We start from the raw sequence: 24228 nt of genomic DNA on the forward strand, positions 1-24228 counted from the left end.
CGGGCCAGTTCACTCCCACGGTGATACGCGCCCTACAGTGTGCCCACGAGCACACGCATGCGCTCGTGGATCACGAAGGAGTGGACATGAATCGACGTCTCACCAGGCGCACGGTCATGGCGGGAACCGCGGCGACCGCGGCCGTCGGACTGGCCGGCTGCCTGCAGAACCCGGATGCCGGCTCCGGTGCCGGCACCTCGGTGGAGCGCTACTCGGAGGGCGACACTCCCGGCACCGGCACGGTGAACATCCTCGGTGCCTTCGGCGGCCAGGAGCAGGAGGCGTTCCTCGCCTCCCTCGCGGACTTCCAGGACGAGACCGGCATCACGATCAACTACACCCCGGACTCGGACTTCACCACCACCATCCAGCAGCGCGTGGGCGCGGGCGACTACCCCGACATCGCGCTGTTCCCGCAGCCCGGCGGCCTCTTCGACATCGCCGAGCAGGGCGTGATCGTGCCGATCGACGTCTACCTGGACTACGACGCCCTGGCCGGCTCGCTGATCACCGGCTTCCTGGACTCCGCCCGCCTGCAGGGCCGCGTCTACGGCGCCCCCATGCGCATGGCCTGCAAGTCCCTGATCTGGTACCCCAAGAAGGCGTACGACGACGCCGGCTACGGCACCGAGCCCGCGACCATGCAGGAGCTGTACGAGATCGCCGACGCCATCAAGGCCGACGGGATCACCCCCTGGTCCGACGGCTGGGGAGCCGACCAGGCCACCGGCTGGGTGGGCACCGACTGGATCGAGGAGTTCATGCTCCGCGTCCACGGGCCCGAGGTCTACGACGACTGGATCTACCACCGCATGCCCTTCAACGCCCCCGAGGTCGTCGAGGTCTTCGACATCGTCGGCGAGTTGCTCAAGGGCGACGGCAACGTGCTCGGCGGGGTCACCAACATCATCAACACTCCCTTCTCCGAGGCCCCGCTGCCGCTGTTCGAGGACCCGGCACAGGCAATGCTCGTCCGCCAGGGCAACTTCGTCACCGGCTTCTTCCCGGAGGACGTGCAGGGGAACATGGATTCCGAGGTCGGCGTCTACGCGATGCCCACTTGGGACGGCGGCTTCGACGGCCAGCCGATCCTCGGCGGCGGCGACCTCGCCGCAATGTTCACCCTGAACGACGACACCGTGAAGCTCATGCAGTTCCTGACCTCCGCGGAGTTCGGCGGCCCCTGGGCACAGGCCGGCGGCTGGCTCAGCCCCCACAAGACCTTCGACGTCTCCCAGTACGCCGACGAGACCACCCGCACGGTCGCGGAAATCGCCGCGAACGCGGACGTCTTCCGCTACGACGGCTCCGACGTGATGCCCAACGCGGTCGGCGGCGGCACCTTCTGGACCGGCATGGTCGAGTGGCTGCAGGACGAGAAAACCTCCCAGGAGGTCTGCGACGAGATCGAGAACGGGTGGCCGGAGTGAGCGCCGCGACCGATACCGAGACCTCGCAACCGCCGGGGGCGGAGTCCGAGGAGCGCGACCGCTCGGGCTCCCCCGCGCGCCCGTTGCGCCTGGCCATCGGCGCCGTCGGCGTCGTGGTGACCGTCTACCTGGCCTGCAACATCTTCCTGGCCTTCGCCTACTACCCGCAGTGGTTCCTGGGCTCCAAGCTCTTGATCGGCGCCCTCGGCCTGATCGTCGGCATCGGCGGCTCGGTGCTGTTCTTCTGGTTCCTGAACCTCTGCATCGAGGGGCTGCCCTCCCGGATGTCCGAGGGAGTGATCCCCTACGCCTTTCTGCTGCCGGGATTCAGCCTGATCGCCCTGCTGCTGCTGTACCCCACGGCGCAGACGATCATCTACTCCTTCGCCAACAACGACTCCACGGACTGGGTGGGCCTGGCCAACTACCAGGCGATCTTCTCGGATCCCGCCTTCTGGTCCACCCTGTTCAACAATCTGCTGTGGATTCTCATCGTCCCGATCCTCACGGTCGCCTTCGGCCTGACCGTGGCGGTGCTGGCGGACAAGCTCTCCGGCACCGGGGAGAAGGTCGCGAAGTCCTTCATCTTCCTGCCGATGTCCATCAGCTTCGTCGGCGCGGCCACCATCTGGGGCCTCGTCTACGCCTATGAGGACGCCGGCAGCTCCCAGACCGGCCTGCTGAACGCGATCGTCGTGAGCCTCGGCGGGGAGCCGCAGTCCTGGTACCAGATCGACACCCTGCGCCTGAACTCCCTGCTGCTCATGGTCATCCTGATCTGGCTGCAGACGGGCTTCGCGATGGTGCTGCTGAGCTCGGCCATCAAGGGCGTGCCCGAGGACACCGTCGAGGCCGGCCGGATGGACGGCGCCAGCGAGACCCGCATCTTCTGGCAGATCGTGTTCCCGCAGGTGCGGCCCACGATGCTGGCGGTCTTCATCACCGTGCTGATCCTGGTGCTGAAGGTCTTCGACATCATCTACGTGACGACCAACGGTCGCTACAACACCAACGTGATCGCGAACTTGTTCTTCAACGAGCTGTTCGTCTCCCGCCAGGCCGGCCAGGCCGCCGCCGTCGTGGTGGTGCTGCTGATCCTGGTCATCCCGGTGCTGATCTACCAGGTGCACAGCTTCCGTCAGCAGGAGGCGAACCGATGAGCACGATGAAGGACGGGCGCCGTCGCTCTCCCCTGGCAATGATCACCATGCCGGTCATGGTGATCCTGTGGACCATCCCCACCCTGGGGCTCCTGGTCACCTCCTTCCGCACCCGCGAGGCCGCGGCCTCCAGCGGATGGTGGGCCTCCCTGCTCGACGGGGCGTTCACCCTGGACAACTACCGGGAACTCTTCGAGACCACCTCGATGGGGTCCTCGCTGCTGAACTCCGTCGTGGTGGCGGTGCCGGCGACGGTTCTGCCGATCATGTTCGCGGCCTTCGCGGCCTACGCCTTCACCTTCATGAACTTCCCGGGCAAGGACCTGCTGTTCATCCTGATCGTCGCCCTGATGGTGGTGCCGATCCAGGTGGCCTTCCAGCCCATGCTGAACCTGCTGGGCCCCAACGGCCTCGGCATCAACGGCGAGTTCGTGGCGGTCTGGCTGATGCACACGGCCTTCGGCATGCCGTTGGCGGTGTACACGCTGCGCAACTACATGGCGACCCTGCCGGGCTCGGTCGTGGAGAGCGCGAAGATCGACGGGGCCTCCCACTTCCAGACCTTCTGGACCCTGGTGGCGCCGATGTCCTCCCCCGCGATCGCGGCCTTCGCCACCCTGCAGTTCCTCTGGGTGTGGAACGACCTCCTGATCGCCAAGCTGTTCCTGGGCGGCGGGGCGAACAAGACCATCATCGTGGACCTCCAGCAGATGATCGGGACGCAGGGTCAGGGCGAGGAGCTCCTGACCGCGGGCGCCTTCATCTCGATGGTGGTGCCGATGATCGTGTTCTTCTCGCTGCAGCGCTTCCTGGTCCGGGGCATGACCTCGGGCTCCGTGAAGGGCTGAGCAGGACGCACCCGACGGGCCCCGGCCCCGCTCCTCGTGAGCGGCGCCGGGGCCCGTCTCGTGCCCGTCCCGTCCCTCGTCCCGGCGGGGCGACGGCTCAGCCGGCGCGGCGCAGGCTGCACCGAATGGTCTCGCGCACCCGGGCGGCCATGCCGGGGCCGTCCACGGAGGCCCGCCCGTCCACCTGCCGGGGCAGGAAGACGGGCCAGCCGGGACCGAAGGACAGCAGGCGACGCAGGTCGGCGGCGGGATCCACCGCCGCACCCGCCCGCTCCTCGTAGGCGTCCAGGAAGTCCATCGCCACGTCCGCCTCGAACAGCACGGCGAGGTTCAGGCGGCAGTGGCCGGTGTCCCGGCCGCGGTCGGCGCGGCCGACGGTCGGCCAGTCCACCACCCCGGAGACCCGCCCGCCCTGCCAGAGCACGTTGAAGTGCTGGTAGTCGCCGTGGGCGAGCACGGCGCGGGAGGGCTCGGCGGGACGGGCAGCCAGGGCGCGCGCCTCCCGGGCCAGTCCCGGGTCGGTCTCCAGCCAGGACTGATCCTCCGACTCCCACTCCTCGCAGGGCTCCAGGGCGGCGGGCACCGGCACGGCGTGGATCCGGGCGAGCATCCCGGCCAGCTCCCGCACCCAGCCACCGCGGTCGGCGGGCATCAGGGTGACCGCCCCGGGCAGCAGGGTGGTCACGGTGACGGGCACCCCGGCCTCGGCGCCGGTGACATCGGCGGCGAGCAGGCGCGGCACCGGCAGGTCGGTGGCCGCCAGGGCGTCCAGCCCGGCGACCTCCCGGCTCACCGCCTCGCGCTCCCCGGGATCCTCGCCCGACCAGCGGCGCAGCACCAGGTCTTCGCCCCCGGGGCGACGCAGGCGGAGCATCCGCGCCGTGATGCCCCCGCGCAGCTCCCCCAGCACCCGGACCTCGCCCATCTCCCGGCGCAGCCAGGCGCGCAGGGCGGGGTCGAGGGAGCCAGCGGGGTCGGAATCCGCACCTCCACCGGACGATGAAGGGGGGCCGGTCGATTCAGAGGGGCCAGCATGCGCACGGGGGCTGGGGTGCATGTCTCCCAGTGTGCCCCGCGGGCCCTCCCGACTCCCCGCCTGTCGGGGCTGCTCGGTAGATTGGGGGGCATGACCGCGCCCCTCGAGCTCCCTGCCGCCCGGCTCCCCGATCCGGCCGCCGCCCCGGCCCTGCGCTGGGGCGTGATCGCCACCGGCCACATCGCCGAGCAGTTCACGGCCACCCTGCACCGGGCCACGGCCTCCCGGGTGGTCGCGGTGGCCTCGCGCAGCGCCGAGCGCGCCGCGGAGTTCGCCGCCCGGCACTGCATCGAGGGGGTGCACGACTCGGTGGCCTCGCTGCTCGCGGCGGGCGGGGTCGACGCGGTGTACATCGCCTCGCCGCACGCCCAGCACCACGAGCTGGCCCGGCCCATGATCGACGCCGGGGTGCCGGTGCTGATCGAGAAGGCCTTCACCCTGAACGCCGACCAGGCGCGGGACCTGCTGGGCCTGGCCCGGGAGCGCGGGGTCTTCGCGATGGAGGCGATGTGGTCGCGCTTCCTGCCGCCCTACGACGTGCTGCGCCAGGTGCTCGCGGCGGGCCTGCTGGGCGAGGTGGTGGAGGTCGTCGCCGAGCACGGCCAGGCGATGCCCACCGACCCCGCCCACCGCATGCAGGATCCGGAGCTCGGCGGCGGTGCCCTGCTGGACCTCGGCGTCTACCCGATCTCCTTCGCGCAGATGGTGCTCGGGGACCTCGCCGACCTCTCCGTGCGCGGGGAGCTCACCGCCACCGGCGTCGACGCCACCGTCGGGGTGCTCGCCCGCGGCGCCCGCGGCGGGGCGGCGCGCCTGGGCACCACCCTGCGCGCCCGCATGCCCAATGAGGCGCTCGTGATCGGCACCGAGGGCTGGGCGCGGCTCGGCGGGGACGGCGCCCCCTTCTACGCGCCCACCACGCTGACCGTCACCCTGGCCGACGGCCGCGAGGCCACCGCGGAGCTGCCGGCCGTGGGCGAGGACGGCCTCGCCCACGAGGCCGCCGAGATGGCCCGCCGCCTGGCCGCCGGGGAGCTCGAGTCGCCCCTGATGAGCTGGGCCGACACCGTCTCGGTGCTGGAGACCATGGATGCCGTCCGGGCCGAGCTGGGCCTGGTCTACCCGGGGGAGATCGCATGAGCACGCCCACACCGATCCTGGCCGCGGAGGTCCCGATGCTGCCGGTTCCCACCCCGCGGCTGCCGCGCCGAGGCGTGTTCATCTCCTTCGAGGGCGGTGACGGCGCCGGCAAGTCCACCCAGATGGCGATGTTGCGCGAGCACCTGCTCACCGAGCGCCGGGTGGACCCGGACCTCGTGCTGACCACCCGCGAGCCCGGGGGCACGGCACTGGGCACCGAGATCCGTCGCCTGATCCTGCACGGCGAGGACGTCGACCCCCGTGCCGAGGCACTGCTCTACGCGGCGGACCGCGCCCATCACGTCCACACCCTGGTGCGCCCGCACCTGGCCCGCGGCGGGCTCGTGCTCGGCGACCGCTACCTGGACTCCTCGATCGCCTACCAGGGCGCCGGCCGCGAGCTGGACCCGGAGACCATCGCCTCGCTGTCGCTGTGGGCCACCGACGGGCTCCTGCCCCACCGCACGATCCTGCTGGACCTGCCCGCCGGCGCCCTGCAGGAGCGACGCGAGGACGCCGATCTGGACCGGCTGGAGCGCGCCGGGGAGGACTTCCACGAGTCGGTGCGCGGCCAGTTCCTGCGCCTCGCCGAGGAGGACCCCGAGCGTTTCGCGGTGATCGACGGGTCCCTGCCCGCCGACCGGGTCCACGCCCAGGTGCTCGAGGCCGTCGCCGAGGTGCTGGCCCTGTTCGACCCGACCTTCGAGCCGGCCCCGCCGCCGCGCCACCGGGACGAGGCATGACCGCCGTCGCCGCCCCCGCGGGCGTCTGGGTCGACGTGGTCGGCCAGGAGGCCGCCGTCGGGCAGTTCCACCGTGCCGCCACCGGGGTCTCGCCGCTCGCCCAGGCGTGGCTGATCACCGGGCCGCCGGGCTCCGGGCGCTCCACCGCGGCCCGCGCCTTCGCCGCGGCGCTGCAGTGCGAGCAGGGCACCGGCTGCGGCCACTGCCCCGCCTGCCGCACCGTGCTGGCCGGCACCCATCCGGACGTCACCGTGGTCGCCACCGACAAGCTCTCGATCTCCAAGGACGAGGTGCGCTCCCTCGTGCTCACCGCGCAGCGCGCCCCGGCGACGGGGCGCCACCGGGTGGTGATCGTCGAGGACGCCGACCGGATGAGCGCGGGCACCTTCAACGTGCTGCTGAAGTCCATCGAGGAGCCGCCCCCGGCGACCGTGTGGATGCTCTGCGCGCCCTCCGCGGAGGATCTCGCCCCGACCATCCGCTCCCGCTGCCGCCTGGTCACGCTCAGCATCCCCGCCGCCGAGGTGGTCGCGGAGCTGCTGCGTCGTCGCGACGGGGTGGAGCCGGAGCTCGCCGACCGTGCGGCCCGCGCCGCCCAGGGGCACATCGGCCTGGCCCTGCGCTATGCCACCCAGGACGGCGCCCTGACCGCCCGGGAGGAGGCCGCCCGCACCCTGCTGGGGCTGCGCTCGACGGGGCAGGCGGTGCTGGCCGCGCAGACCCTGGTGGACCGCGCCACGGCCGAGGCGAAGGAGCACGCCGACCAGGTCGCCGCCGAGGAGAGGGCACACTTCCTGCGCTCGGCCGGGGTGGAGGACTCCGCGGTGCCGCCCGCGCTGCGCTCGCAGCTCAAGGCCCTGGAGGACGACGCCAAGCGCCGCCAGACGCGCCTGGTGCGGGACGTGCTGGACCGCTACCTGCTGGACGCGCACTCGGTGCTGCGGGACGTGCTGACCCGGCAGCTCGGCTCCGGCAGCGAGCTGGTGAACGTCGAGGTGGCGCCCGAGATCGACCGGGCCGCGGGCGCCGGTTCGGGGGACCTCACGCTGGGCCTGCTGGAGGCCGTGCACGAGGCACGCGCCCGGATCGCGGGCAACGTGCCGCCGCTGCTGGCCATCGAGGCGCTGCTGGGGCGGGTGGCGGTCACCCTGCGCTGAGCGGCGCGCGCCTGCGCCTTCACGCACGGCGTCGGTCGCGCCGGAGCCGGGTGCGCCCGCTCAGGACTCGGCTGAGGCGTCCTGCTCCGTGGACTGGTCCGCGGTCTCGGTCGTGTCCGCGGGCTCGGTCGTATCCGCGGTCTCGGTCGTATCCGCAGTCTCGGTCGTCTCCGCGGTCTGGGCCGGCACGACGGTCTCGACGGCGTCGCCGCTGTCTGCGGGCGCGGCGTCGTCCGCCGGCGTCTCCGCATCGCCCTGCGCGGGCGGGCTGTCCCGGTCCAGCTCCACCCGGTGCTCGTCGACGATCACGCCGGAGGCGCGCTGGATCTCCTTGTCGCCGTCCTCCTGCCCGGTCTCGGAGTGCGAGCCGCATCCGTAGCCGAGGTGCACCACGCGGCCGTCGGCCGGGGACCACTCGTTGGTGCACACGCCGAACTCGCCGCGCAGGGAGCCGGCCAGCTGCGAGACGAAGCCGCAGCTCGCGCACGTGGCGGAGACGGTGTCGCGGCGCTTGCGGGCGGAGACCTGGCGCGGGCCGAAGTCGCCCTCGGCCCAGCGCTCGGCGGCCTCGGCGCGGCCCTCCGGGGAGAGCACCCGGGCGCGGCCCAGGCCCAGCTCCCACTGCGCGACCTCGTCGACGTCCTGCTCGCCCGTGGCCTCGAAGCCCTGCTCGAGGCGCTCGTCCTGCTCACGGTAGGGCATGAGGTCGTCGGCGCCCACGTCGGAGGGCTGCAGGCGCTCGGCCCACGGCTCCCAGTCGGGGGACAGCAGCGAGCCCTCGCCCGGCAGCAGCGCGGTCTCGGCGACGGTGGGGGCCTTGGCGCGGGGCGCACGGGCCATCACCACCACCCAGGACCAGCCGCGGTAGCCGGGCATGGTGCACTCGAAGACGTGGCTGACCAGTCGCTCCCCGCTGGCCTCGACCCGGAGGTGCTCACCGACCTGGCCCGGCTCGGTGACCTCGACGAGGGCCTCGCGGGCCGCGTCGACGGCGGCCGCGGAGACCGCGTCCAGCTTCGGCTTGGGGGTGCGGGCGCGGCGCGGCGCCTCCGTGGTGGGGGTACTCATGCTCAGGCCTCGAAGTTGTCCGCGACGGCGCGCATCACGGTGGCGATCTTCTGGGAGTGGTCGCGGTCGGGGTAGCGGCCCTGGCGCAGCCCGGTGGAGGCGTCGTCCAGCAGGCGGATGAGGTCCTCGACCATGGTGGCCATGTCGTCCGGCTTGGGTCGCCGGGCGCGGGTCACGGAGGGGGCGGCCTCCAGCAGCTGCAGGTGCAGCACCTGGGGCCCGCGCCGACCGTCGACCATGTCGAAGTCCACCCGGGCGCCGGGGCGCAGGGTGCTCACCCCGTCCGGCAGGGTGCTGGCGTGGACATAGACGCTCTGGCCGTCCTCGTCGTCGAGGATGAAGCCGAAGCCCTTCTCGGCGTCGTAGAACTTCACCTTGCCTCGTGGCACCTGGATCCCGTCCTTCTCTGGGGGTCGAGGACCCGCGCGTCCGATCGGACGGCCGCGGGCCCGGAAAGCTGTGTGGCCGGGCGTTCCCGGCGACGGTCCAGTCTACCGCGCCCCGCCTGCGCGCGTCCTGCGCATCCCCGTCCCGCGCGGTCCGGTTCGCCCTCAGCGTCGCCGCTCGGCCGGGATCCCCCGGACCGGGGCGTCGGCGGCCACCGGCGGCAGGCCCAGGCCGGTGAGCACCTGCTCCAGGATCATCGCGGTGAAGCCCCAGACGAAGGCGTCGCCGGGCAGGTCGAAGACCGGTCCGACCTCCCGGCCGCCGTACAGCCCACGGGCGTGGTGGGCGGGGTCGGTGAGGGAGCCGGGCCCGACCAGCGGCGCCCAGACCACCCGCTCCACCTCCCCGGTGGCGGTGGGTCCGAGCTCGGGGACGCGGGGCGCCCAGGCCAGCACGGGGGTGACCTGCTGGGAGCGCCAGGGCATCGCGATGGGGGCGAAGGGCCCCAGCACCCGCACCGCGGCGGGGTCCAGTCCGGTCTCCTCGCGGGCCTCCCGCACCGCGGTGGCGGCCAGGTCGGCATCGGCGGGCTCCACCCCGCCGCCGGGCAGGGAGAACTGTCCGGGCTGGGAGCGCAGCCCGTGGCCGCGCTCCTCGAGGGCGAGCGCCGCCCCGTCCAGCTCGTGGCCCGCGACCAGCACGAGGACGGCGCTGCGCCGCACCGGACCGTCGACGTCGGGGCGGCGGTCCAGCCCGCGGTCCAGCAGCACGTCGCGGCCGTCGGCGGCGCGGGCGGCGAGGGGGCACAGGTAGGAGGGGGTGGGGCCGTGCCCGTCGGCAGGGGCGATCATGCGGCGAGGCCGATCCGCGGGCAGTCCGCGGCCAGGGCGCAGTCGCCGCAGCGGGGGGCGCGGGCGGTGCAGACGCGGCGGCCGTGCAGGATCAGTCGCAGGCCCAGGCCGGTGACGTCCGCTCCGGCGCCGTCCTCGCGGCAGCGCTCGAGCACGTCCTCCTCGATGCGGCGCGGGTCGCTCGCGGTGGTCCAGCCCAGGCGTCGGGCCAGGCGGCCCACGTGGGTGTCGACCGCGAGCAGCGGATGGCCGAACCAGACGCCGCGCACCACGTGGGCGGTCTTGCGGCCCACCCCGGGCAGGGCCTCGAGGGCGGCCTGGTCGTCGGGTACGGCCCCGTCGTGGTCGCGCAGCAGGGCGGCGGCGAGCCCCCGCACCCGCTCGGCACGGGTGGCGCCCATGCCGAGCGGGCGCAGCAGCCGGGCGAGGTCCTCCTGCTCCGCCCCGGCCAGCGCGGCGGCATCGGGCCAGGCGGCGAACAGCTCCGGGGTGAGGGCATTGACGCGCACGTCGGTGGTCTGGGCGGAGAGCACGGTGGCGACCAGCAGCTCGAAGGCGTCGCGGTGCTCCAGCTCGGTGGCGGCCCCGGGGTACAGCCCCTCCAGCCCCGCGGCCACGACGCGGGCATCCGCGGGCACGGGCGCCGCGGCCGACTCGTGAGGAACGGGCATCGAGCGGACTCCTTCGGGGCGCTTGCGGGTGATCGCGCGGCGGGCGCGATAGGCTCTGACCATCATGTGACAACGACCACCGAGGGGTCGCGGTCACCATGAGCACGACATCCGGTCCCGGTTCTCCCCCGGGGCCCCACCCTTCAGGAGGTTCCGTGGACGAGAACATCGTACGGTCGTCGCCGCTGTTCGCCGCTCTCGACGAGGACGGCAAGCAGGCCGTGCTGGCGTCGATGAAGCAGGAGGACTACCACCGCAGCGCGATCGTCTTCCGCGAGGGCGATCCCGGCGACCGCCTGTTCATCATCGGCCAGGGCAAGGTGAAGGTCGGCCACGCCTCGGGCGACGGCCGCGAGAACCTGCTGGCGGTGCTCGGCCCGGGCGAGACCCTCGGTGAGCTCTCCCTGTTCGACCCGGCGCCGCGCAACGCGACCGCCACCGTGGTCGCGGAGACCACCCTGTACTCCCTCACCCAGCAGGACCTCTACCGGGTCCTCGCCCAGCGTCCGGAGGTGGCCCGCCACCTGCTGGCCTCGCTGGCCCGACGGCTGCGCAAGACCAACGAGTCCCTCGCGGACCTGGTCTTCGCCGACGTGCCCGGCCGCGTCGCCAAGAACGTGCTCGACCTCGCCCAGCGCTTCGGCCGTCAGACCGACGACGGCGTGATGGTGGCCCACGGCCTCACCCAGGAGGAGCTGGCTCAGCTGGTCGGCGCCTCCCGCGAGACCGTGAACAAGGCCCTGGCGGACTTCGCTTCCCGCGGCTGGATCCGCCTGGAGGCCCGCGCCGTGCTGATCGTGGACGTGGAGCGGCTGCGCCGCCGCGCCCGCTGAGCACCCCCGCACCCGGGAACGGCCCGGGATCCCGCCGCGCGACGGGGTCCCGGGCCGTTGCTCGTGCCGTGGCGGGGGCGGCGCAGTGCTCGGCTCAGTGCTCGGCGGAGAGGTGGTCCAGGGCGGCGCGGAGGTTCCAGCGCGCTGCCTGGGCCAGGGCCGGGTCGAGCTCGGGGCCGTAGATCGCGCGCTGCAGCCGATCCAGGGTGAGCACCCCGGCGTGCCGGGCACGGCGCACCTGCTCCACGCGGTCGCGCCGGTGCTGGATCGCGGCCTCCAGCGCCTCGATCACCGCGAGCGGGTCCTCGATCGGCTCGCCGTGGCCGGGGTGGATCGACGCGATCCGCCCATCGATCGCCATCGCCCGCAGGATCGCGAGGGATTGCAGGTACTCGGCGATGCTGCCGCCGTGGTCGGGGACGATCACGGTCGGGGAGCCGCCCAGCAGGGTGTCGCCGCTGAGCAGGCGCCCGCCCTCGAGCAGCAGCCCGGCCGAGTCGGCGGTGTGCCCGGGCAGGTGGATCACGTGCGCGACGACGCCGTTCTCCCCCACCAATGCGGCCGGCAGCGGCCGGGAGCCGGGCACGGCGTCCTGGTCGGCGGCCCAGAGGGGCACCTCGCGGCCGCTGCGGGCGGCCAGGCGCCGCGCCAGGGTGGCGGCACCGGCGGTGTGGTCCTCGTGGCGATGGGTGACCAGCACGCCCATCGGTCGGATGCCCTCGCCCGCGGCGATCAGCAGGTCCGCGAGGTGCTCGGGGTCCTTGGGACCGGGGTCGACCACCCAGACCTGGTCGTCGTCGTGCAGCAGGTACGAGTTGGTGCCGCTCAGGGTCATCGCCGAGGGGTTCGCGGCGCACACGCGGGTCAGGACGACCGCCGGGGCGCCCTCCTGACGCTCGGACTCCTCCTCGCCCACGCTCAGATCCGCTCGGAGACCTCGACCACCAGGTCGAGCTCCACCGGGGAGTCCAGGGGCAGCACGGCCACGCCGACGGCGCTGCGGGCGTGCACGCCGACGCGGCCGAAGACCTCGCCGAGCAGCTCGCTGGCCCCGTTGATCACGCCGGGCTGGCCGGTGAAGTCCGGGGCGGAGGCGACGTAGCCGGTGAGCTTCACGACGCGGGCCACACGGTCCAGGCTGCCCAGCACGTCCTCGACCGCGGCGAGGGCGTTGAGGCAGCAGGTGGCGGCGAGCTCGGCGGCGCGCTCCGGGGCGACCTCCGCGCCGACCTTGCCGGTCAGCGGCAGGGCGCCGTCCACGAAGGGCAGCTGGCCCGAGGTGAACACCTGGGAGCCGCTGCTCACGGCCGGGACGTAGGCCGCGACGGGGGCGGCCACGGGTGGCAGCTCGTGACCCAGCTCCCGCAGGCGGGTGCGGATGCGGGCCCCGGCGGTGTCGGCGGTCATCGGCTCAGCCCTCGGCCACGGGGCGCTTGAGGTAGGCCACCAGGTTCTCGGGATTGGGGCCGGGCACGACCTGCACCAGCTCCCAGCCCTCCTCGCCGTAGTTGTCGAGGATCTGCTTGGTCGCGTGGATCAGCAGCGGGACGGTCAGGTACTCCCAGCGGGTCACAGTGCTCATGTCCCGAGCCTACCGGCCGAGGGCGCCCGGCCGGGGGCCCTGCACCCCCCGGCCGGACGGCTCAGCCGCCGACGGCCTCCGCCTCGACCCGGCGCAGCAGGGCCGCCCAGTCGCGCACGTCGGGGTGGCGGCGCAGCAGCCGGCGGCGCTCCCGCTCGGTCATGCCTCCCCACACCCCGAAGTCGATGCGGTTGTCCAGGGCGTCGGCCAGGCACTCGGTGCGCACGGGGCAGGCTCCGCAGGCGGTCTTGATCTGATGCTGCTCGGTGCCCTGGACGAAGAACTCGTCCGGGTCCATCCCGGCGCAGGCGCCGCGGGCGGCCCAGCTCTGGTCCGTCGTCTCCCCGACGGTGGTCCCGATGGTCATGGGTCCCCCTTCTCGCGAATCATCCTCGACTCGTTCCTGGCGCTCACTGTAGGAGACGCAGGCCACCACGCAAAACCGCCCGGAACGGGCTGCCGCCGCCGGGCCGACCCCGGGCGGCCCCGGGATATCTGGGACCGTCGCCCGTGACCTGTGCCACCAGTGCCCGCGGTGCGACCCCGGACACCGGGCACGGCTCCCCGGGTTCTCCCGGCGGACACCCGGGCAGCGGTGAGGTCTCGTGAAGATTCCACCCAGGCGGCATGCCTGATACTGCGATCCGCCGGGTGCCCCGTACTGTGGGAGCATGGCCAGCTCCACGTCCTCCCCCTCCGGCGCCGACACCCCGGGCGACGACGGCTCGATGCGCCCCGTGGGCACGGGCGGGAGCGGCACCGCCGCCGCGGGATCGCGCTCGCTGCCGGTCGCCCTGGCCCAGACCGTCTACCTGCTGCTGGGCATCCTCGCCGTGTCGGCCCTGGCCGGCATGCTGATGGCGGCCTTCCTGCTGCCGGCGGTCTCCGCCACCTCCGCGGTCGCCGAGGACGGCGTCGAGCTGTTCGAGTCCTACCCCACCGAGCTCGAGGTCGAGCCCCTCAACGAGGCCAGCCGCATCGAAGCGGCCGACGGCACCCTGCTGGCGACCTTCTACTCGCAGAACCGGATCATGGTGCCGCTCGAGGAGATCTCCCCGAACATGCAGCACGCCGTGATCGCGGTGGAGGACCGCCGCTTCTACGAGCACGGCGGCGTGGACGCCCGAGGCATGGCCCGCGCCTTCGCCTCCAACGCGGCCGGGGGCTCCACCCAGGGCGGCTCCACCCTCACCCAGCAGTACGTGAAGAACGCGCTGCTGATGGACGCGGTGCAGCGCAACGACGACGAGGCCCGGGTCGCCGCCACCGAGCAGACCTACGGGCGCAAGCTGCGCGAGGCGAAGCTGGCGATCTCGCTGGAGAAGACCTGGACCAAGGACGAGATCCTCAACGCCTACCTCAACGTCGCCCAGTTCGGCCCCTCCCAGTACGGGGTGCAGACCGGTGCCAAGCACTACTTCAACAAGGACGCCGCCGACCTGAACCCCGGCGAGGCGGCCCTGTTGGCGGGCATCACCAACGGCCCCAACCAGTACGACCCCGTGGACCATCCCGAGGCCGGCGAGCAGCGCCGCAACGAAGTGCTGGCCGATATGCTCGGTCAGGGGTACATCACCCAGGAGGAGTACGACGAGTACAGCGAGCAGCCGGTCGAGGACATGCTGGACATCCAGACCGTGCAAGCCGGCTGCGTCACCGCCGAGGGCAGCGGCTTCTTCTGCGACTACGTCACCCGCTCCCTGCTGAACGACCCGGACTTCGGGGACACCTACGAGGACCGCAGCAAGCTGCTGTACGGCGGCGGCCTGACCATCAAGACCACCCTGGACCCGGAGAAGCAGGCCGCGGCCGAGGAGATCCTCGAGCGCCGGGTGCCCGCCACCTCGCAGAGCGGCTTCGGGCACTCCATCGTCACCGTCGAGCCGGGCACCGGCGAGATCCTGGTGATGGCGGAGAACCGCACCTACAACCCCTACGAGGACGTCGACCCGGGCGAGACCGCGATCAACTACAACGTCCCGCAGGCCCTCGGCGGCGGCAGCGGCTTCCCGGTCGGCTCCACCTTCAAGCCCTTCGTGCTGCAGGAGTGGCTGGAGAACGACCGCTCGATCTACGACACCGTGGCGACGGCCCGGCAGACCATGACGACCTTCCCGGCGCAGTGCCTGTCCCGCGGCCGCTGGTACGAGTCCGGCGGCTACAACCCCGACAACGCGGTCTCCGTGGAGCTCAGCGCGATGGAGACGGTGCTGAACGCGACCAAGTTCTCCGTGAACACGGCCTACGCGAACATGGCCCGCCAGCTGGACCTGTGCAACATCGCCGAGGGCGCCCGCGAGATCGGCGTGGTCCCGGCGACCTACAACCCCTACGACCAGTCCACCTGGGAGGACCCGATCGAGGACATCTACGGCACCGAGCTGGCGCCGGCGACGGTGGTCCTCGGTGAGCTGCGGATCTCCGCCCTGGACATGGCCACGGCCTACGCCACCTACGCGGCGGAGGGCACCTACTGCGAGCCGCAGGCCATCACCGCGGTCACCGACCGCGACGGCGAGGACATGGGCGTGGGCGGCGCCGAGTGCGAGCAGGCGATGGACAAGGAGACCGCCGACACCATGGCCTGGGTGCTGCAGCAGGACCTCGAGGACCCCCGCGCCACCGGCAAGGGCATGGTCGTCGAGGGCCACACGGCCGGCGGCAAGACCGGCACCTCCGGCTCGCAGTTCCACACCTGGTACGTCGGCTTCACCCGCCAGATGTCCACCGCCGTCTGGTTCGGCCACCCCAACGCGAACATCCGCCCCGGCGGCTTCTCCGTCGACGGGGAGACCCTGACCAGCGGCAAGGTCTGGGGCAACACGGTCTCGCTGCCCACCTGGCAGGAGTACATGAGCCGGGTCCACGAGGGCCTGCCGGACGAGTCCTTCCCCGCGGCCCCCGGTGGCACCAGCGATGCCGCCGACGAGGTCGACCAGGGCACCGTCCCCGAGGTCGCCGACATGACGATCACCGAGGCCGAGGCGCTGCTGAGCGCCGCCGGCTACGAGACCTCCGTGGACTCCGACGCCGCCGACCCGAGCGCCGAGGGGCTCATCGTCACCGGCACCTCCCCCGGGGCGGGCACCCGCCTGGACGAGGGTGAGACCGTCACCCTCCGCGTGCGTGAGGAGCAGGGCTGAGCATGGGCTCCGTGAGGACGGCCGCGGCGATCACCGCGGCGACGGGACTGGGCGCCGTGGCCGCAACCCACGTGTGGGCGCGGCACGTGGAGATCCACCGCTACACGCTGCGCGAGGAGACCGTGCACGTGCTGCCGGCGGGCGCCAAGCCGGTGCGGCTGCTGCACATCAGCGACATCCACCTGGTGCCGGACCAGGAGCGCAAGCTCCACTTCCTGCGCCACCTGGCCACCCTCAGCCCGCACCTGGTGATCGACACCGGGGACAACATCGCCGCCGCCGCGGCGGTCCCGGTGCTGGCCGAGGCCATCGAGCCGCTGCTGCGCCGCCCCGGCGCCTTCGTGATGGGCTCCAACGACCTGTTCGCGCCGCGGCCGAAGAACCCGCTGCGCTACTTCCTGCCGGACGCGCGTCCGGAGGGCATGACCGCCCGCACCGACATCGACCTGCCCACCGAGGAGCTGGCCGCCCGGCTGTCGGCCTTCGGCTGGAAGGACCTCACCAACACCCGGGACGTGATCGAGCTGCCCGGGCTGCAGGTGCGCCTGGCCGGGGTCGACGACCCGCACCTGGAGCGCGACGAGCTCCCGGCCCCCCGCCCGGAGCAGGACCCGGAGCACGGCCGCGTGCTGCGCCTGGGCGTCGCCCACGCGCCCTACCGACGGGTCCTGGACTCCCTCGTGGGCGACGGGGCGGAGATGGTGCTGGCCGGGCACACGCACGGCGGGCAGCTCCGCCTGCCGGGCATCGGGGCGCTGGTCACCAACTGCGACCTGCCCCGTCGGCAGGCGCGCGGCCTGTCCTCCTGGGACGGTGTGCCCCTGCACGTCAGCGCAGGGATGGGCGCGAGCCCGTACTCGAACTACCGGCTGTTCACACCGCCCGAGGCGACCTTGCTCACGTTGCGCCCCCGGGGCTCGGAGCGGGTGGGCGAGGGGGCCGGAACCCCTGCTAGGCTTCATGATCGGTGACGCGCCCGGGCATGCCCGGGTCGATCCCACCGGGGTGTGGCGCAGCTTGGTAGCGCGCCTCGTTCGGGACGAGGAGGTCGCAGGTTCAAATCCTGTCACCCCGACCCTCCGGTGCCTGCGGGCACCGCACCGCGAAGGACCCGCGCCGCACGGCGCGGGTCCTTCGCGCATCCCCTCGTTCCCGCCGACGGCCCTGAGCGGATGACCGCCGCGTCCGGCCCCCCGCCCCCGTCTTCTCCGCCGAGCGCTTCGGCCGCTGGCGGCTGAGCCTGGGCACCATCGTGATCACCGTCCTCGCCTCCTACCTGCTGCCGCTGGACGCCGACCGCACCCTGTGGTGGCGTGCCCTGGCCAGCAGCGTGGTCGGGGCGGGCCTGGTGGTGGCCTCCTCGGTCACCGTGTACCTGCTGGGGGCCCAGGTGCCGGACCAGTTCGTCGGCATCGGCACCCGCACCGATGCGCTCTACGTCACCGTCGTCACGATGGCGACCATCGGCTACGGCGACATCCACCCGGTCGGCCAGGCCGCCCGGCTGCTGACCACCCTGCTGGCGGTCTTCGACCTGAACTTCGTGGGCGCCCTGGGCTCGGCCCTCAGCATGCAGCTGCGGCGGCGCTTCCCGGGGGTGCAGGGATGAGCACGGGGAGGAGGGCTCAATGGGCCCGCTGATGGACACGGAGGAGCGCAACCCCCGGGTGCTGGGGATCGCCCTGGCCTGGGGCGCGATCGCCGGGGCCGCGGCCGCCGTGGCGCTGGTGCTGGTGCTCACCGCCTCCGCGATGATCGCGGTCGGCTCCGGCGGCCCGATCGGCCCGGAGGCCGGACTGATCGGCGTGGTCGATGCTGCGCTTCTCCGGGCACCACGGGATGCACGACGTGGCCGAGCTGGCCGCCTCCGGGTCCTGGATCGCCCTGCTGGCGCTGGGGGCGCTGAAGGCCGTGGCCCTGGCCCTGGCCCTCAGCTCCGGCTGGCGCGGCGGCGAGTTCTTCCCCATCGTCTTCGCGGGGGCCGCCGCCGGCGGGGCCGCCGCGGCACTGGTGCCGGGCCTGGACGTCTCCGCGGCGCTGGTGGCGGGGCTGGCGGCGGCGGCCGCCGTGGCGCTGGCCAAGCCGCTGGCGGTGCTCCTGATCTGCGTGCTGATGTTCCCGGGCGTGGACCTGGGACCGCTGCTGGTGGGGCTCGCGCTGGGGATGGTGCTGCTGCGGACCGTCCCGCTGCCGGCGGCCCACGACGAGGACGCGGGGAGCCCCGGGTCCTGACGCCCCGCGACCTGGTGCACCGGGACCGCCGCACCGCGGTGTGGTAGGGCGGTCGACGCCCCGTCGCGCCGCGGACCTCGCATCCCGGTCGAAGCGGACGTTCCGGCCGTTTCCCCATGTCACGGACATCCCGCGGGACCGACCGACCCTGAACGCACCCTGAATGACAAGCGTGTAACTACCACAGGTTTTCGGCGCACGCATCACACGACACGGCGATTTTCGGCCACTTTGACAAAATCTTGGCAAAGGAACGGCTCGCGGCACGCAAAGGCCCTGGGGAGAGCCTGGGAACGCCCGCCTACAGTGGCCGAGGCGCCGCTTCCCCGGTGCCGTCCGGGAGATCGCCCCGCCGCCGCTCCCGGTCCTTCCTCGATGGTCCTGGGCGGCGGGCGCAGCAGAGCGGACGGGTGTCGCTTCCCGACCGCGACGGTGCGTGGCGACAGAGAAAGCGACCCTTCCTGATGTTCCGTCCCACCGCTCGACGCACGCACCGTGCAGCGGGACCCGCCGTGATCGACTACAAGGGCCTCGTGGGCCCCGTCGGTCGCACCGTGGGCGGCGTCGCCGTCCTCGGCGCCGTGACCGCCACCGGCACCCTGCAGGCCTCGGCCTCCGCGGCGCCCGCCACCCCGGCCGTCGGCACCGTGAGCCCCGCCGCGGCCGCAGCCCCGGCCATCCCGGCCGCCGCCGTCCAGGGCGCCGCCCTCGGCAGCACCCTGGCGCCGGCCGCCACCTACACCAACGTCAAGCTGCGCTACGGCGCTCGCGGCTCCGCCGTGAAGAGCCTGCAGAACTCCCTGCGCAGCCACGGCGCCTCGATCTCCGCGGACGGGGTCTTCGGCCCCAAGACCCTGCGGGCCGTGAAGTCCTTCCAGTCCTCGAAGGGTCTGAAGGTCGACGGCGTGGTCGGGCCCAACACCTGGAGTGCCCTCGGGTCCTCCTCCGGCTCCTCCTCGTCCTCCAGCTCCTCCTCGCAGCCGAAGCTCCGCTACGGCAGCCGCGGCAGCGCCGTGCGCACCCTGCAGCAGGGCCTCAACGAGTCCGGCGCCTCGCTGGCCGTGGACGGCGTCTTCGGCTCCTCCACCCGCTCCGCCGTGCGCTCGCTCCAGTCCGCCGCGGGCATCTCGGTGGACGGCGTCGTGGGCCCGAACACCTGGAAGGCCCTGGACTCCACCGTCCGCATCTCCGGCACCACCGCCGACCGCGGCAGCGGCCGCGGCAGCAGCTCCTCCGTGAGCGGCTCGGCGATCGTCAACGCGGCCCGCGGCGCCCTGGGCACCCGCTACAAGTGGGGCGGCTCCACCCTCTCCGGGATGGACTGCTCGGGCCTCGTCTACTACGCCTACAACAAGGCCGGCCTGGACGTCCCGCGTCGCACCGCGAAGGGCTACACCTTCAACGGCGCCATCATCCCCGCCTCGCAGGCGAAGGTCGGCGACCTCGTCGCCTTCACCGACGACGACTACGGTCACATGGGGATCTACATCGGCAACGGGAAGATCATCGACGCCTCCGGCTCGCGCGGCCGCGTCGTCGAGCGGTCGATCTGGAACTCGCCGCACGTGTTCGTCACCTACCGCTGATCGCCTGATCGCCGCGGAGGTCCACGGACCACCTCGACCACGGCGTCCTGCTCGACGCGACGGCGTCACCGGGAAGGAGCAGGAGTCGTGACGGAGCCCGGTCGGCCACGCCGACCGGGCTCCGGTGCGTCCGGGCCCCTCCCGCCCGGCGCCCCGCGCCGGACGTCACGGTCCGGGGTCGGTCCTGGTCACCGCCCGACAGGGCCGCTCCCGCGTGGCAGACTGGATGCCAGGGCGCCCCGGTCCACCGCCGGCCCGGCGCGCCGACCCTGATCGCCACCGCCGCCCCAGGAGCCGACATGCCGGACCCCATCGCCCTCGTCCCCCTCCCCCGGTCCGTCATCTGGTCCGAGGGGACCTGGGACACCGCGGAGCCCTGGGAGGGGCTCACCGTGGGCCTGTCCGACGAGCTGCCCCTGGCCGAGTACACCCTGTCGATCTCGCCGCGTGGGGCGGCGCTCACCGCCGGCTCCGAGGCCGCCCTGGCCGACGGCCGCAACACCTTCGCCCAGATCGTCACCGGCGCCGGCAGCGCCATCCCCTGCGTGACCATCTCCGACCGTCCCGCCTTCGCCTGGCGCGGCCTGCACCTGGACGTCGCCCGCCACTTCCTCCCCCTCGAGGACATCGAGTCCTTCATCGACGCGATGGCGCTGCACCGCCTGAACGTGCTCCACCTGCACCTCACCGACGACCAGGGCTGGCGCGTCGAGATCAAGGGCTACCCGCGCCTGACCGAGGTCGGCGCCTGGCGGGAGCAGACCCTGATCGGCCCCATGCGCGGCGAGGAGGAGGGCTGGGAGTTCGACGGCGTCCGCCACGGCGGCTCCTACACCCAGCAGGAGCTGCGGGACCTGGTCGAGTACGCCCGCACCCGCGGTGTGATGATCGTGCCGGAGATCGACCTGCCCGGCCACATGCAGGCCGCCATCGCCTCCTACCCGCAGCTCGGCACCGTGCCCGAACGGCAGCTCGGCGTCCGCGAGGTCTGGGGGATCTCCGACCACGTGCTGGGCCTGAACGACGAGGTCTTCATGTTCCTGCGGGACGTCCTGGGCCAGGTCTGCGACATCTTCCCGGCCCCCTACGTCCACATCGGCGGCGACGAGGTGCCGCTGACGGAGTGGGAGCAGTCCACCCAGGCCCGCAACCGGGTCAACGAGTGGGGCCTGACCCGCATCTCCGAGCTGCGCGGCTACGTCACCCGCTTCGCCGCCGAGGTGCTCGCCGAGCACGGCCGCCGGGCCATCGCCTGGGACGAGGTGCTCGAGACCCACCCGCCCGACGACGTGGTGGTGATGAACTGGCGCGAGGACGCGGGCGTCGAGGAGGCCACCTCCCGCGGCTTCCGCACCATCGTGTCCACCTCGGACCACCTCTACCTGGACCACTACCAGGCCACGGGGGCGGACGAGCCCCTCGCCATCGGCGGCCTCACCACCCTGGAGGACGTGTACACGGCGGAGCTGCTGCCGGCGGACCTCGACGAGTCCCAGCGCTCCCTGATCCTCGGCGTGCAGGCCCAGCTGTGGACCGAGTACATGCCCACCGCCGCCGCGGCCCAGTACATGGCCTTCCCGCGGCTGTGCGCCGTCGCCGAGCGCGCATGGGGCTCTCCCACGCAGTCCTTCGAGGAGTTCCGCGAGCGCCTGGCCGGCCATCTCCCCCGCCTGGACGCCTTCGGCCTGCGGTACCGGCCGCTGGACTGAGCGCCTGCCGATGCCCTCCCGCCGCTCCCATCCCTACGGCCGTTCCGCCGACGACGTCCGGCGCTCCCGGCTGCGTCGGGGCCGCACCCGCCGTCTGCGCATCACCCAGCTGGTGGTGTTCTCCGCGCTCGCGATCGTGCTGATCGGCATCGGCGCCTATGCGATCGGCGAGCTGCGCAGCCCCGCCACGGATCCCGGGCAGATCGCGGAGAAGAACTTCGGCGCCGTCGCGCCCGAGGTCACCTGCCCCGAGCCGGGTGCCGTCCCGGCCGCGCCCGAGGACGTCACGGTCACGGTGCTCAACGGCACCGGCACCAGCGGACTGGCCGGCCGCACCACCGAGGAGCTCGCCGAGCGCGGCTACGGCACCGGGGACGCGGGCAACACCCGCAACGCCTCCGGGGCCGCCGTGATCGTCCACGGCCCCGAGGGCTACCTGGCCGCGCAGTCGGTGCTGGCCCAGGTCGGAGAGGGGCAGCTCCGCCTCGACGACCGCGAGGGCACCGAGGTGGACCTGCTGCTCGGCGACGGCTACGACGGCCTGGTCGAGCCCGAGGTGGCCGCCGAGACCCTGGCGACGGAGGTGGCGGTGCCCGAGGGCTGCTGAGCCCCGGGGGCGTCCGGTCGGGATCACCCGGCCGGGATCAGTTGTCCCAGCGGTGCTTCTCCAGCTCGATCCGGATGCCGATGGCGAGGGAGGCGCCCCCGCCCACCACGAGCAGCAGCACGATGGTGCCGAACATCAGCGAGGTGGTCGGCGAGCTGGGCAGGATCCCGGACAGCAGGGTGTTGATGCCGCCCGGGTCCGCCCCCGTCTCGGCGGCCGGCACCGCGGACTCGTCCACCTCGATCACCAGCTCGGCCGAGACCGGCACGCCCTCGTCGTCGCGGACCAGGTACTCGACGGGGGTGGTGCGGCCCGTGAAGCCGGCGGTCGGCACGAAGGTCACCGCGCCGCTCTCCCCCACCGTGTAGGTGCCCTCGCCGGGGATCACCAGGCGGGTGCCCGTTCCCTCGCTGAGCTCGGGGAGGTTGGAGGCGGCCAGGGAGCGCAGCTGCACGGTGTCGGTGTCCAGCGGCTGCGAGGTGCTGCCCGCGGTGTCGTTGCGCAGCACGTCCACGGTGATGCCCTGCTGGGGGCCGGTCCGGGCCTCGTCGTCGCGGGCGGTGGGCACCACCGGGGAGACGGTGGCCCCGAGCGTGGCCTCCACCTCGTGGTCGGCGTAGAGCCCCCGGCCCTGCAGAGCTATCGGAGCCGCCTGCCCGAGGAAGTCGTCCTCGGCGTCGAAGGTGACCAGCTGCGACTGGGCGGTGATCTCGAGCTCCCAGACCCCCTGCCCCTCGACCTCCACCCGGCGGCCGTCCTCGGAGACGGTCGCGGCCTCGCCGGCCTCGCCCGCGACGAGTTGCAGCGAGTCCGGGGTGACCGCCTCCATGCCGGGCGCCAGATCGATGACGACGGTGCCTGCCGGGCCGGTCGAGCCCACCCTGTCCACCAGGATCGGGTAGGCGGGATGCATCAGGCCGGGGTCGGCGCGGTTGCCGTCCTCGTCGGCGCCTGTCACCCCCATCGCGGACGCGGCGGTGACCGTGTTGCCCTCCGGGGAGAAGCGGACGGTGCCGTCGCTGCGGTCGAGGTTCCACTCGCCCTGCCCGGGCACGGTCACCCGGGTGCCGCCGTCGTCCACGACGGCGCCCTCGACGCCCTCGGGCACCTCGAGCGCCAGGGTGTCCAGGTCGACGAACTGCTGGTGCTCGCCGACCGTGAACTCGATGTCCTCACCGTAGGGCGCGGCCCGGTCGACGTCGTCGATGATGGGCACGCTGAGCAGCACCCGGCCGGCGGAGATGGCGGCGCCCTCCTCGTCGCGGACCTCGTAGCGCACCGGGTCGACCTGCAGGCCGAGGTCCGTGGAGGTGGGGCCGTAGGTGAGGGTCTCCCCCGTCGGGTCCAGCTGCCAGGTGCCCTGATCGGGCACCACCAGGCGGCTGCCGTCCTCCGTGAGCGAGGAGCCGGCGGGCAGTCCGTCCAGCCCGAGGCGGACCGTGCCGCCCTCGGGGACGTCGTCCGCGAGCGGCACCTCCACGTCGACCCCGGAGGAGGCCCGCACCTCCACCTCGCCGAGCTCGAGCGTCTCGGGCGTGAGCGTGACCGGCTGGGACCGGGTCTCGTGCACGCTGAGCAGGGTGAGGGCGATCGGCAGGCTCGCCTCCCCGGTGCCGGACTCAGGGGTGAAGACGAGCTCGTCGTCGAAGACCGACCAGGTGCCCTCGCCGTCCACCGTGAGGCTGCGCCCGTCGCTCTCCAGCTGCATCAGCTCCGCGTCGGCGGCGGAGAGCTCCTCGGGGATCCGCAGCCGGGCGCTGGAGAGGTCCAGCTCGGCCTGCTGGCCGTCGCGGACCAGGGCCGCCAGCGGCAGCGTGGTGGTCGCCGAGGGGAGCAGGGAGACCGTCTCCGTCTCCAGGGGCAGCTCGAAGGTGCCGTTCTCGCCGAGGGCCAGGGCCGGGGCCGCCAGCCACGGCAGCACGAGCAGACCACCCGCGACGAGGGCGAGGAGCGCGCCCCGCAGCCCCCGCCGTCGCGCGGGGCGCGGGAGGGAGGACGTCGAGGTCACGGGCACCGGCCCAGGGTAGCAAGCAGGCCCTCGCGGG

Annotated in this window: 24 protein-coding genes and 1 tRNA gene; 15 read left to right on the forward strand and 10 right to left on the reverse strand. The window is 73.2% G+C overall.

All coding sequences use genetic code 11. The features are described from left to right. The first annotated feature begins 86 nt into the window (after positions 1–86). From OM98_RS01150 to OM98_RS01160, 3 genes are read left to right on the forward strand one after another with little or no spacing between them, the layout of a single operon-like run. Positions 87–1430, forward strand: coding sequence for an ABC transporter substrate-binding protein (locus OM98_RS01150; protein WP_029362614.1), 1344 nt, complete (start codon positions 87–89; stop codon positions 1428–1430). Further along, positions 1427–2590 (forward strand): carbohydrate ABC transporter permease, encoded by a 1164-nt coding sequence (locus OM98_RS01155; RefSeq protein WP_139017536.1) that lies wholly within the window; start codon positions 1427–1429, stop codon positions 2588–2590. Before OM98_RS01150 ends, OM98_RS01155 begins: the two co-directional genes overlap by 4 nt. Next, a complete protein-coding gene (locus tag OM98_RS01160) occupies positions 2587–3438 on the forward strand; it encodes a carbohydrate ABC transporter permease (RefSeq protein WP_010532723.1) in 852 nt (283 codons plus the stop codon). The genes OM98_RS01155 and OM98_RS01160 overlap by 4 nt, the downstream gene beginning before the upstream one ends. A gap of 97 nt (positions 3439–3535) precedes the next feature. Here OM98_RS01160 and OM98_RS14630 read toward each other — a convergent pair whose 3' ends face one another. Continuing rightward, positions 3536–4363, reverse strand: coding sequence for a phosphotransferase family protein (locus OM98_RS14630; RefSeq protein ID WP_010532724.1), 828 nt, complete (start codon positions 4361–4363; stop codon positions 3536–3538). A 201-nt stretch (positions 4364–4564) separates the two neighbouring features. Between OM98_RS14630 and OM98_RS01170 the strand changes: the two genes are divergently transcribed. From OM98_RS01170 to OM98_RS01180, 3 genes are read left to right on the forward strand one after another with little or no spacing between them, the layout of a single operon-like run. Continuing rightward, positions 4565–5614, forward strand: a complete 1050-nt coding sequence (locus OM98_RS01170) for a Gfo/Idh/MocA family protein (protein WP_010532725.1) — start codon at positions 4565–4567, stop codon at positions 5612–5614. Next, a complete protein-coding gene (gene tmk, locus OM98_RS01175) occupies positions 5611–6357 on the forward strand; it encodes a dTMP kinase (RefSeq protein WP_010532726.1) in 747 nt (248 codons plus the stop codon). The genes OM98_RS01170 and tmk overlap by 4 nt, the downstream gene beginning before the upstream one ends. Then, on the forward strand, positions 6354–7514 hold the full coding sequence (locus tag OM98_RS01180) for a DNA polymerase III subunit delta' (RefSeq protein ID WP_010532727.1): 1161 nt from the start codon (positions 6354–6356) through the stop codon (positions 7512–7514). Before tmk ends, OM98_RS01180 begins: the two co-directional genes overlap by 4 nt. A gap of 60 nt (positions 7515–7574) precedes the next feature. Here OM98_RS01180 and OM98_RS01185 read toward each other — a convergent pair whose 3' ends face one another. The 4 genes from OM98_RS01185 to OM98_RS01200 form a co-directional block, all read right to left on the reverse strand. Beyond that, positions 7575–8582, reverse strand: a complete 1008-nt coding sequence (locus tag OM98_RS01185) for a DUF3027 domain-containing protein (RefSeq protein WP_010532728.1) — start codon at positions 8580–8582, stop codon at positions 7575–7577. A 2-nt stretch (positions 8583–8584) separates the two neighbouring features. Further along, positions 8585–8971: a cold-shock protein gene (locus OM98_RS01190; protein WP_010532729.1), complete on the reverse strand. Its 387-nt coding sequence runs from the start codon at positions 8969–8971 to the stop codon at positions 8585–8587. A gap of 162 nt (positions 8972–9133) precedes the next feature. Beyond that, the gene (locus OM98_RS01195) at positions 9134–9820 is read right to left on the reverse strand and encodes an NUDIX hydrolase (protein WP_010532730.1); all 687 of its coding nucleotides are present in this window, start codon (positions 9818–9820) and stop codon (positions 9134–9136) included. Further along, the gene (locus tag OM98_RS01200; RefSeq protein ID WP_010532731.1) at positions 9817–10491 is read right to left on the reverse strand and encodes an endonuclease III domain-containing protein; all 675 of its coding nucleotides are present in this window, start codon (positions 10489–10491) and stop codon (positions 9817–9819) included. Before OM98_RS01200 ends, OM98_RS01195 begins: the two co-directional genes overlap by 4 nt. Positions 10492–10646: 155 nt before the next feature. Between OM98_RS01200 and OM98_RS01205 the strand changes: the two genes are divergently transcribed. Then, entirely contained in the window at positions 10647–11324 is a 678-nt protein-coding gene (locus OM98_RS01205; RefSeq protein WP_010532732.1) for a Crp/Fnr family transcriptional regulator, read from the forward strand. Between the two features lie 94 nt (positions 11325–11418). Here the strand turns inward: OM98_RS01205 and OM98_RS01210 are convergent, their stop codons facing one another. The 4 genes from OM98_RS01210 to OM98_RS01220 all read right to left on the reverse strand — a co-directional run bounded on the left by OM98_RS01210 (position 11419) and on the right by OM98_RS01220 (position 13273). Beyond that, positions 11419–12240: an MBL fold metallo-hydrolase gene (locus OM98_RS01210; RefSeq protein WP_010532733.1), complete on the reverse strand. Its 822-nt coding sequence runs from the start codon at positions 12238–12240 to the stop codon at positions 11419–11421. A 2-nt stretch (positions 12241–12242) separates the two neighbouring features. Continuing rightward, entirely contained in the window at positions 12243–12731 is a 489-nt protein-coding gene (locus OM98_RS01215; protein WP_010532734.1) for a RidA family protein, read from the reverse strand. Between the two features lie 4 nt (positions 12732–12735). Next, entirely contained in the window at positions 12736–12906 is a 171-nt protein-coding gene (gene sp36, locus OM98_RS14930) for a Sp36 family protein (RefSeq protein WP_083837658.1), read from the reverse strand. Between the two features lie 61 nt (positions 12907–12967). Further along, entirely contained in the window at positions 12968–13273 is a 306-nt protein-coding gene (locus OM98_RS01220; protein WP_010532736.1) for a WhiB family transcriptional regulator, read from the reverse strand. 304 nt (positions 13274–13577) lie between these two features. On the opposite strand from OM98_RS01220, the gene OM98_RS01225 reads away from it, so the two are divergent. From OM98_RS01225 to OM98_RS01260, 8 genes are all read left to right on the forward strand, one after another. Then, positions 13578–16049, forward strand: coding sequence for a penicillin-binding protein (locus OM98_RS01225; protein ID WP_010532737.1), 2472 nt, complete (start codon positions 13578–13580; stop codon positions 16047–16049). A gap of 2 nt (positions 16050–16051) precedes the next feature. Then, complete coding sequence (locus OM98_RS01230; RefSeq protein WP_010532738.1) at positions 16052–17020, forward strand: metallophosphoesterase; 969 nt, start codon at positions 16052–16054, stop codon at positions 17018–17020. A gap of 30 nt (positions 17021–17050) precedes the next feature. Then, positions 17051–17124 (forward strand) — tRNA-Pro (locus OM98_RS01235). Between the two features lie 177 nt (positions 17125–17301). Further along, positions 17302–17658, forward strand: coding sequence for a potassium channel family protein (locus OM98_RS14635; protein ID WP_010532739.1), 357 nt, complete (start codon positions 17302–17304; stop codon positions 17656–17658). A 203-nt stretch (positions 17659–17861) separates the two neighbouring features. Then, positions 17862–18281 (forward strand): chloride channel protein, encoded by a 420-nt coding sequence (locus tag OM98_RS01245; protein WP_010532740.1) that lies wholly within the window; start codon positions 17862–17864, stop codon positions 18279–18281. Between the two features lie 512 nt (positions 18282–18793). Beyond that, positions 18794–19867 carry a C40 family peptidase gene (locus OM98_RS01250; RefSeq protein ID WP_010532741.1) on the forward strand — a complete coding sequence of 358 codons (1074 nt, stop codon included), beginning with the start codon at positions 18794–18796 and terminating at the stop codon, positions 19865–19867. 299 nt (positions 19868–20166) lie between these two features. Then, entirely contained in the window at positions 20167–21576 is a 1410-nt protein-coding gene (locus tag OM98_RS01255) for a beta-N-acetylhexosaminidase (RefSeq protein ID WP_010532742.1), read from the forward strand. 10 nt (positions 21577–21586) lie between these two features. Further along, complete coding sequence (locus OM98_RS01260) at positions 21587–22183, forward strand: LytR C-terminal domain-containing protein (RefSeq protein ID WP_010532743.1); 597 nt, start codon at positions 21587–21589, stop codon at positions 22181–22183. A gap of 37 nt (positions 22184–22220) precedes the next feature. Here the strand turns inward: OM98_RS01260 and OM98_RS01265 are convergent, their stop codons facing one another. Then, positions 22221–24197, reverse strand: coding sequence for an Ig-like domain-containing protein (locus OM98_RS01265; RefSeq protein ID WP_029362617.1), 1977 nt, complete (start codon positions 24195–24197; stop codon positions 22221–22223). Positions 24198–24228: the final 31 nt, after the last annotated feature.

Source organism: Brachybacterium squillarum M-6-3, assembly GCF_000225825.1.
GTDB lineage: Bacteria > Actinomycetota > Actinomycetes > Actinomycetales > Dermabacteraceae > Brachybacterium > Brachybacterium squillarum.

Coding starts and splice junctions, on each gene's coding strand:
- OM98_RS01150 (WP_029362614.1), top strand. CDS start 87: ATGAATCGACGTCTCACCAGGCGCACGGTCATGGCGGGAACCGCGGCG.
- OM98_RS01160 (WP_010532723.1), top strand. CDS start 2,587: ATGAGCACGATGAAGGACGGGCGCCGTCGCTCTCCCCTGGCAATGATC.
- OM98_RS14630 (WP_010532724.1), bottom strand. CDS start 4,363: ATGGGCGAGGTCCGGGTGCTGGGGGAGCTGCGCGGGGGCATCACGGCG.
- OM98_RS01170 (WP_010532725.1), top strand. CDS start 4,565: ATGACCGCGCCCCTCGAGCTCCCTGCCGCCCGGCTCCCCGATCCGGCC.
- tmk (WP_010532726.1), top strand. CDS start 5,611: ATGAGCACGCCCACACCGATCCTGGCCGCGGAGGTCCCGATGCTGCCG.
- OM98_RS01180 (WP_010532727.1), top strand. CDS start 6,354: ATGACCGCCGTCGCCGCCCCCGCGGGCGTCTGGGTCGACGTGGTCGGC.
- OM98_RS01185 (WP_010532728.1), bottom strand. CDS start 8,582: ATGAGTACCCCCACCACGGAGGCGCCGCGCCGCGCCCGCACCCCCAAG.
- OM98_RS01195 (WP_010532730.1), bottom strand. CDS start 9,820: ATGATCGCCCCTGCCGACGGGCACGGCCCCACCCCCTCCTACCTGTGC.
- OM98_RS01200 (WP_010532731.1), bottom strand. CDS start 10,491: ATGCCCGTTCCTCACGAGTCGGCCGCGGCGCCCGTGCCCGCGGATGCC.
- OM98_RS01215 (WP_010532734.1), bottom strand. CDS start 12,731: ATGACCGCCGACACCGCCGGGGCCCGCATCCGCACCCGCCTGCGGGAG.
- sp36 (WP_083837658.1), bottom strand. CDS start 12,906: ATGAGCACTGTGACCCGCTGGGAGTACCTGACCGTCCCGCTGCTGATC.
- OM98_RS01220 (WP_010532736.1), bottom strand. CDS start 13,273: ATGACCATCGGGACCACCGTCGGGGAGACGACGGACCAGAGCTGGGCC.
- OM98_RS01225 (WP_010532737.1), top strand. CDS start 13,578: ATGGCCAGCTCCACGTCCTCCCCCTCCGGCGCCGACACCCCGGGCGAC.
- OM98_RS01230 (WP_010532738.1), top strand. CDS start 16,052: ATGGGCTCCGTGAGGACGGCCGCGGCGATCACCGCGGCGACGGGACTG.
- OM98_RS01245 (WP_010532740.1), top strand. CDS start 17,862: ATGCTGCGCTTCTCCGGGCACCACGGGATGCACGACGTGGCCGAGCTG.
- OM98_RS01255 (WP_010532742.1), top strand. CDS start 20,167: ATGCCGGACCCCATCGCCCTCGTCCCCCTCCCCCGGTCCGTCATCTGG.
- OM98_RS01260 (WP_010532743.1), top strand. CDS start 21,587: ATGCCCTCCCGCCGCTCCCATCCCTACGGCCGTTCCGCCGACGACGTC.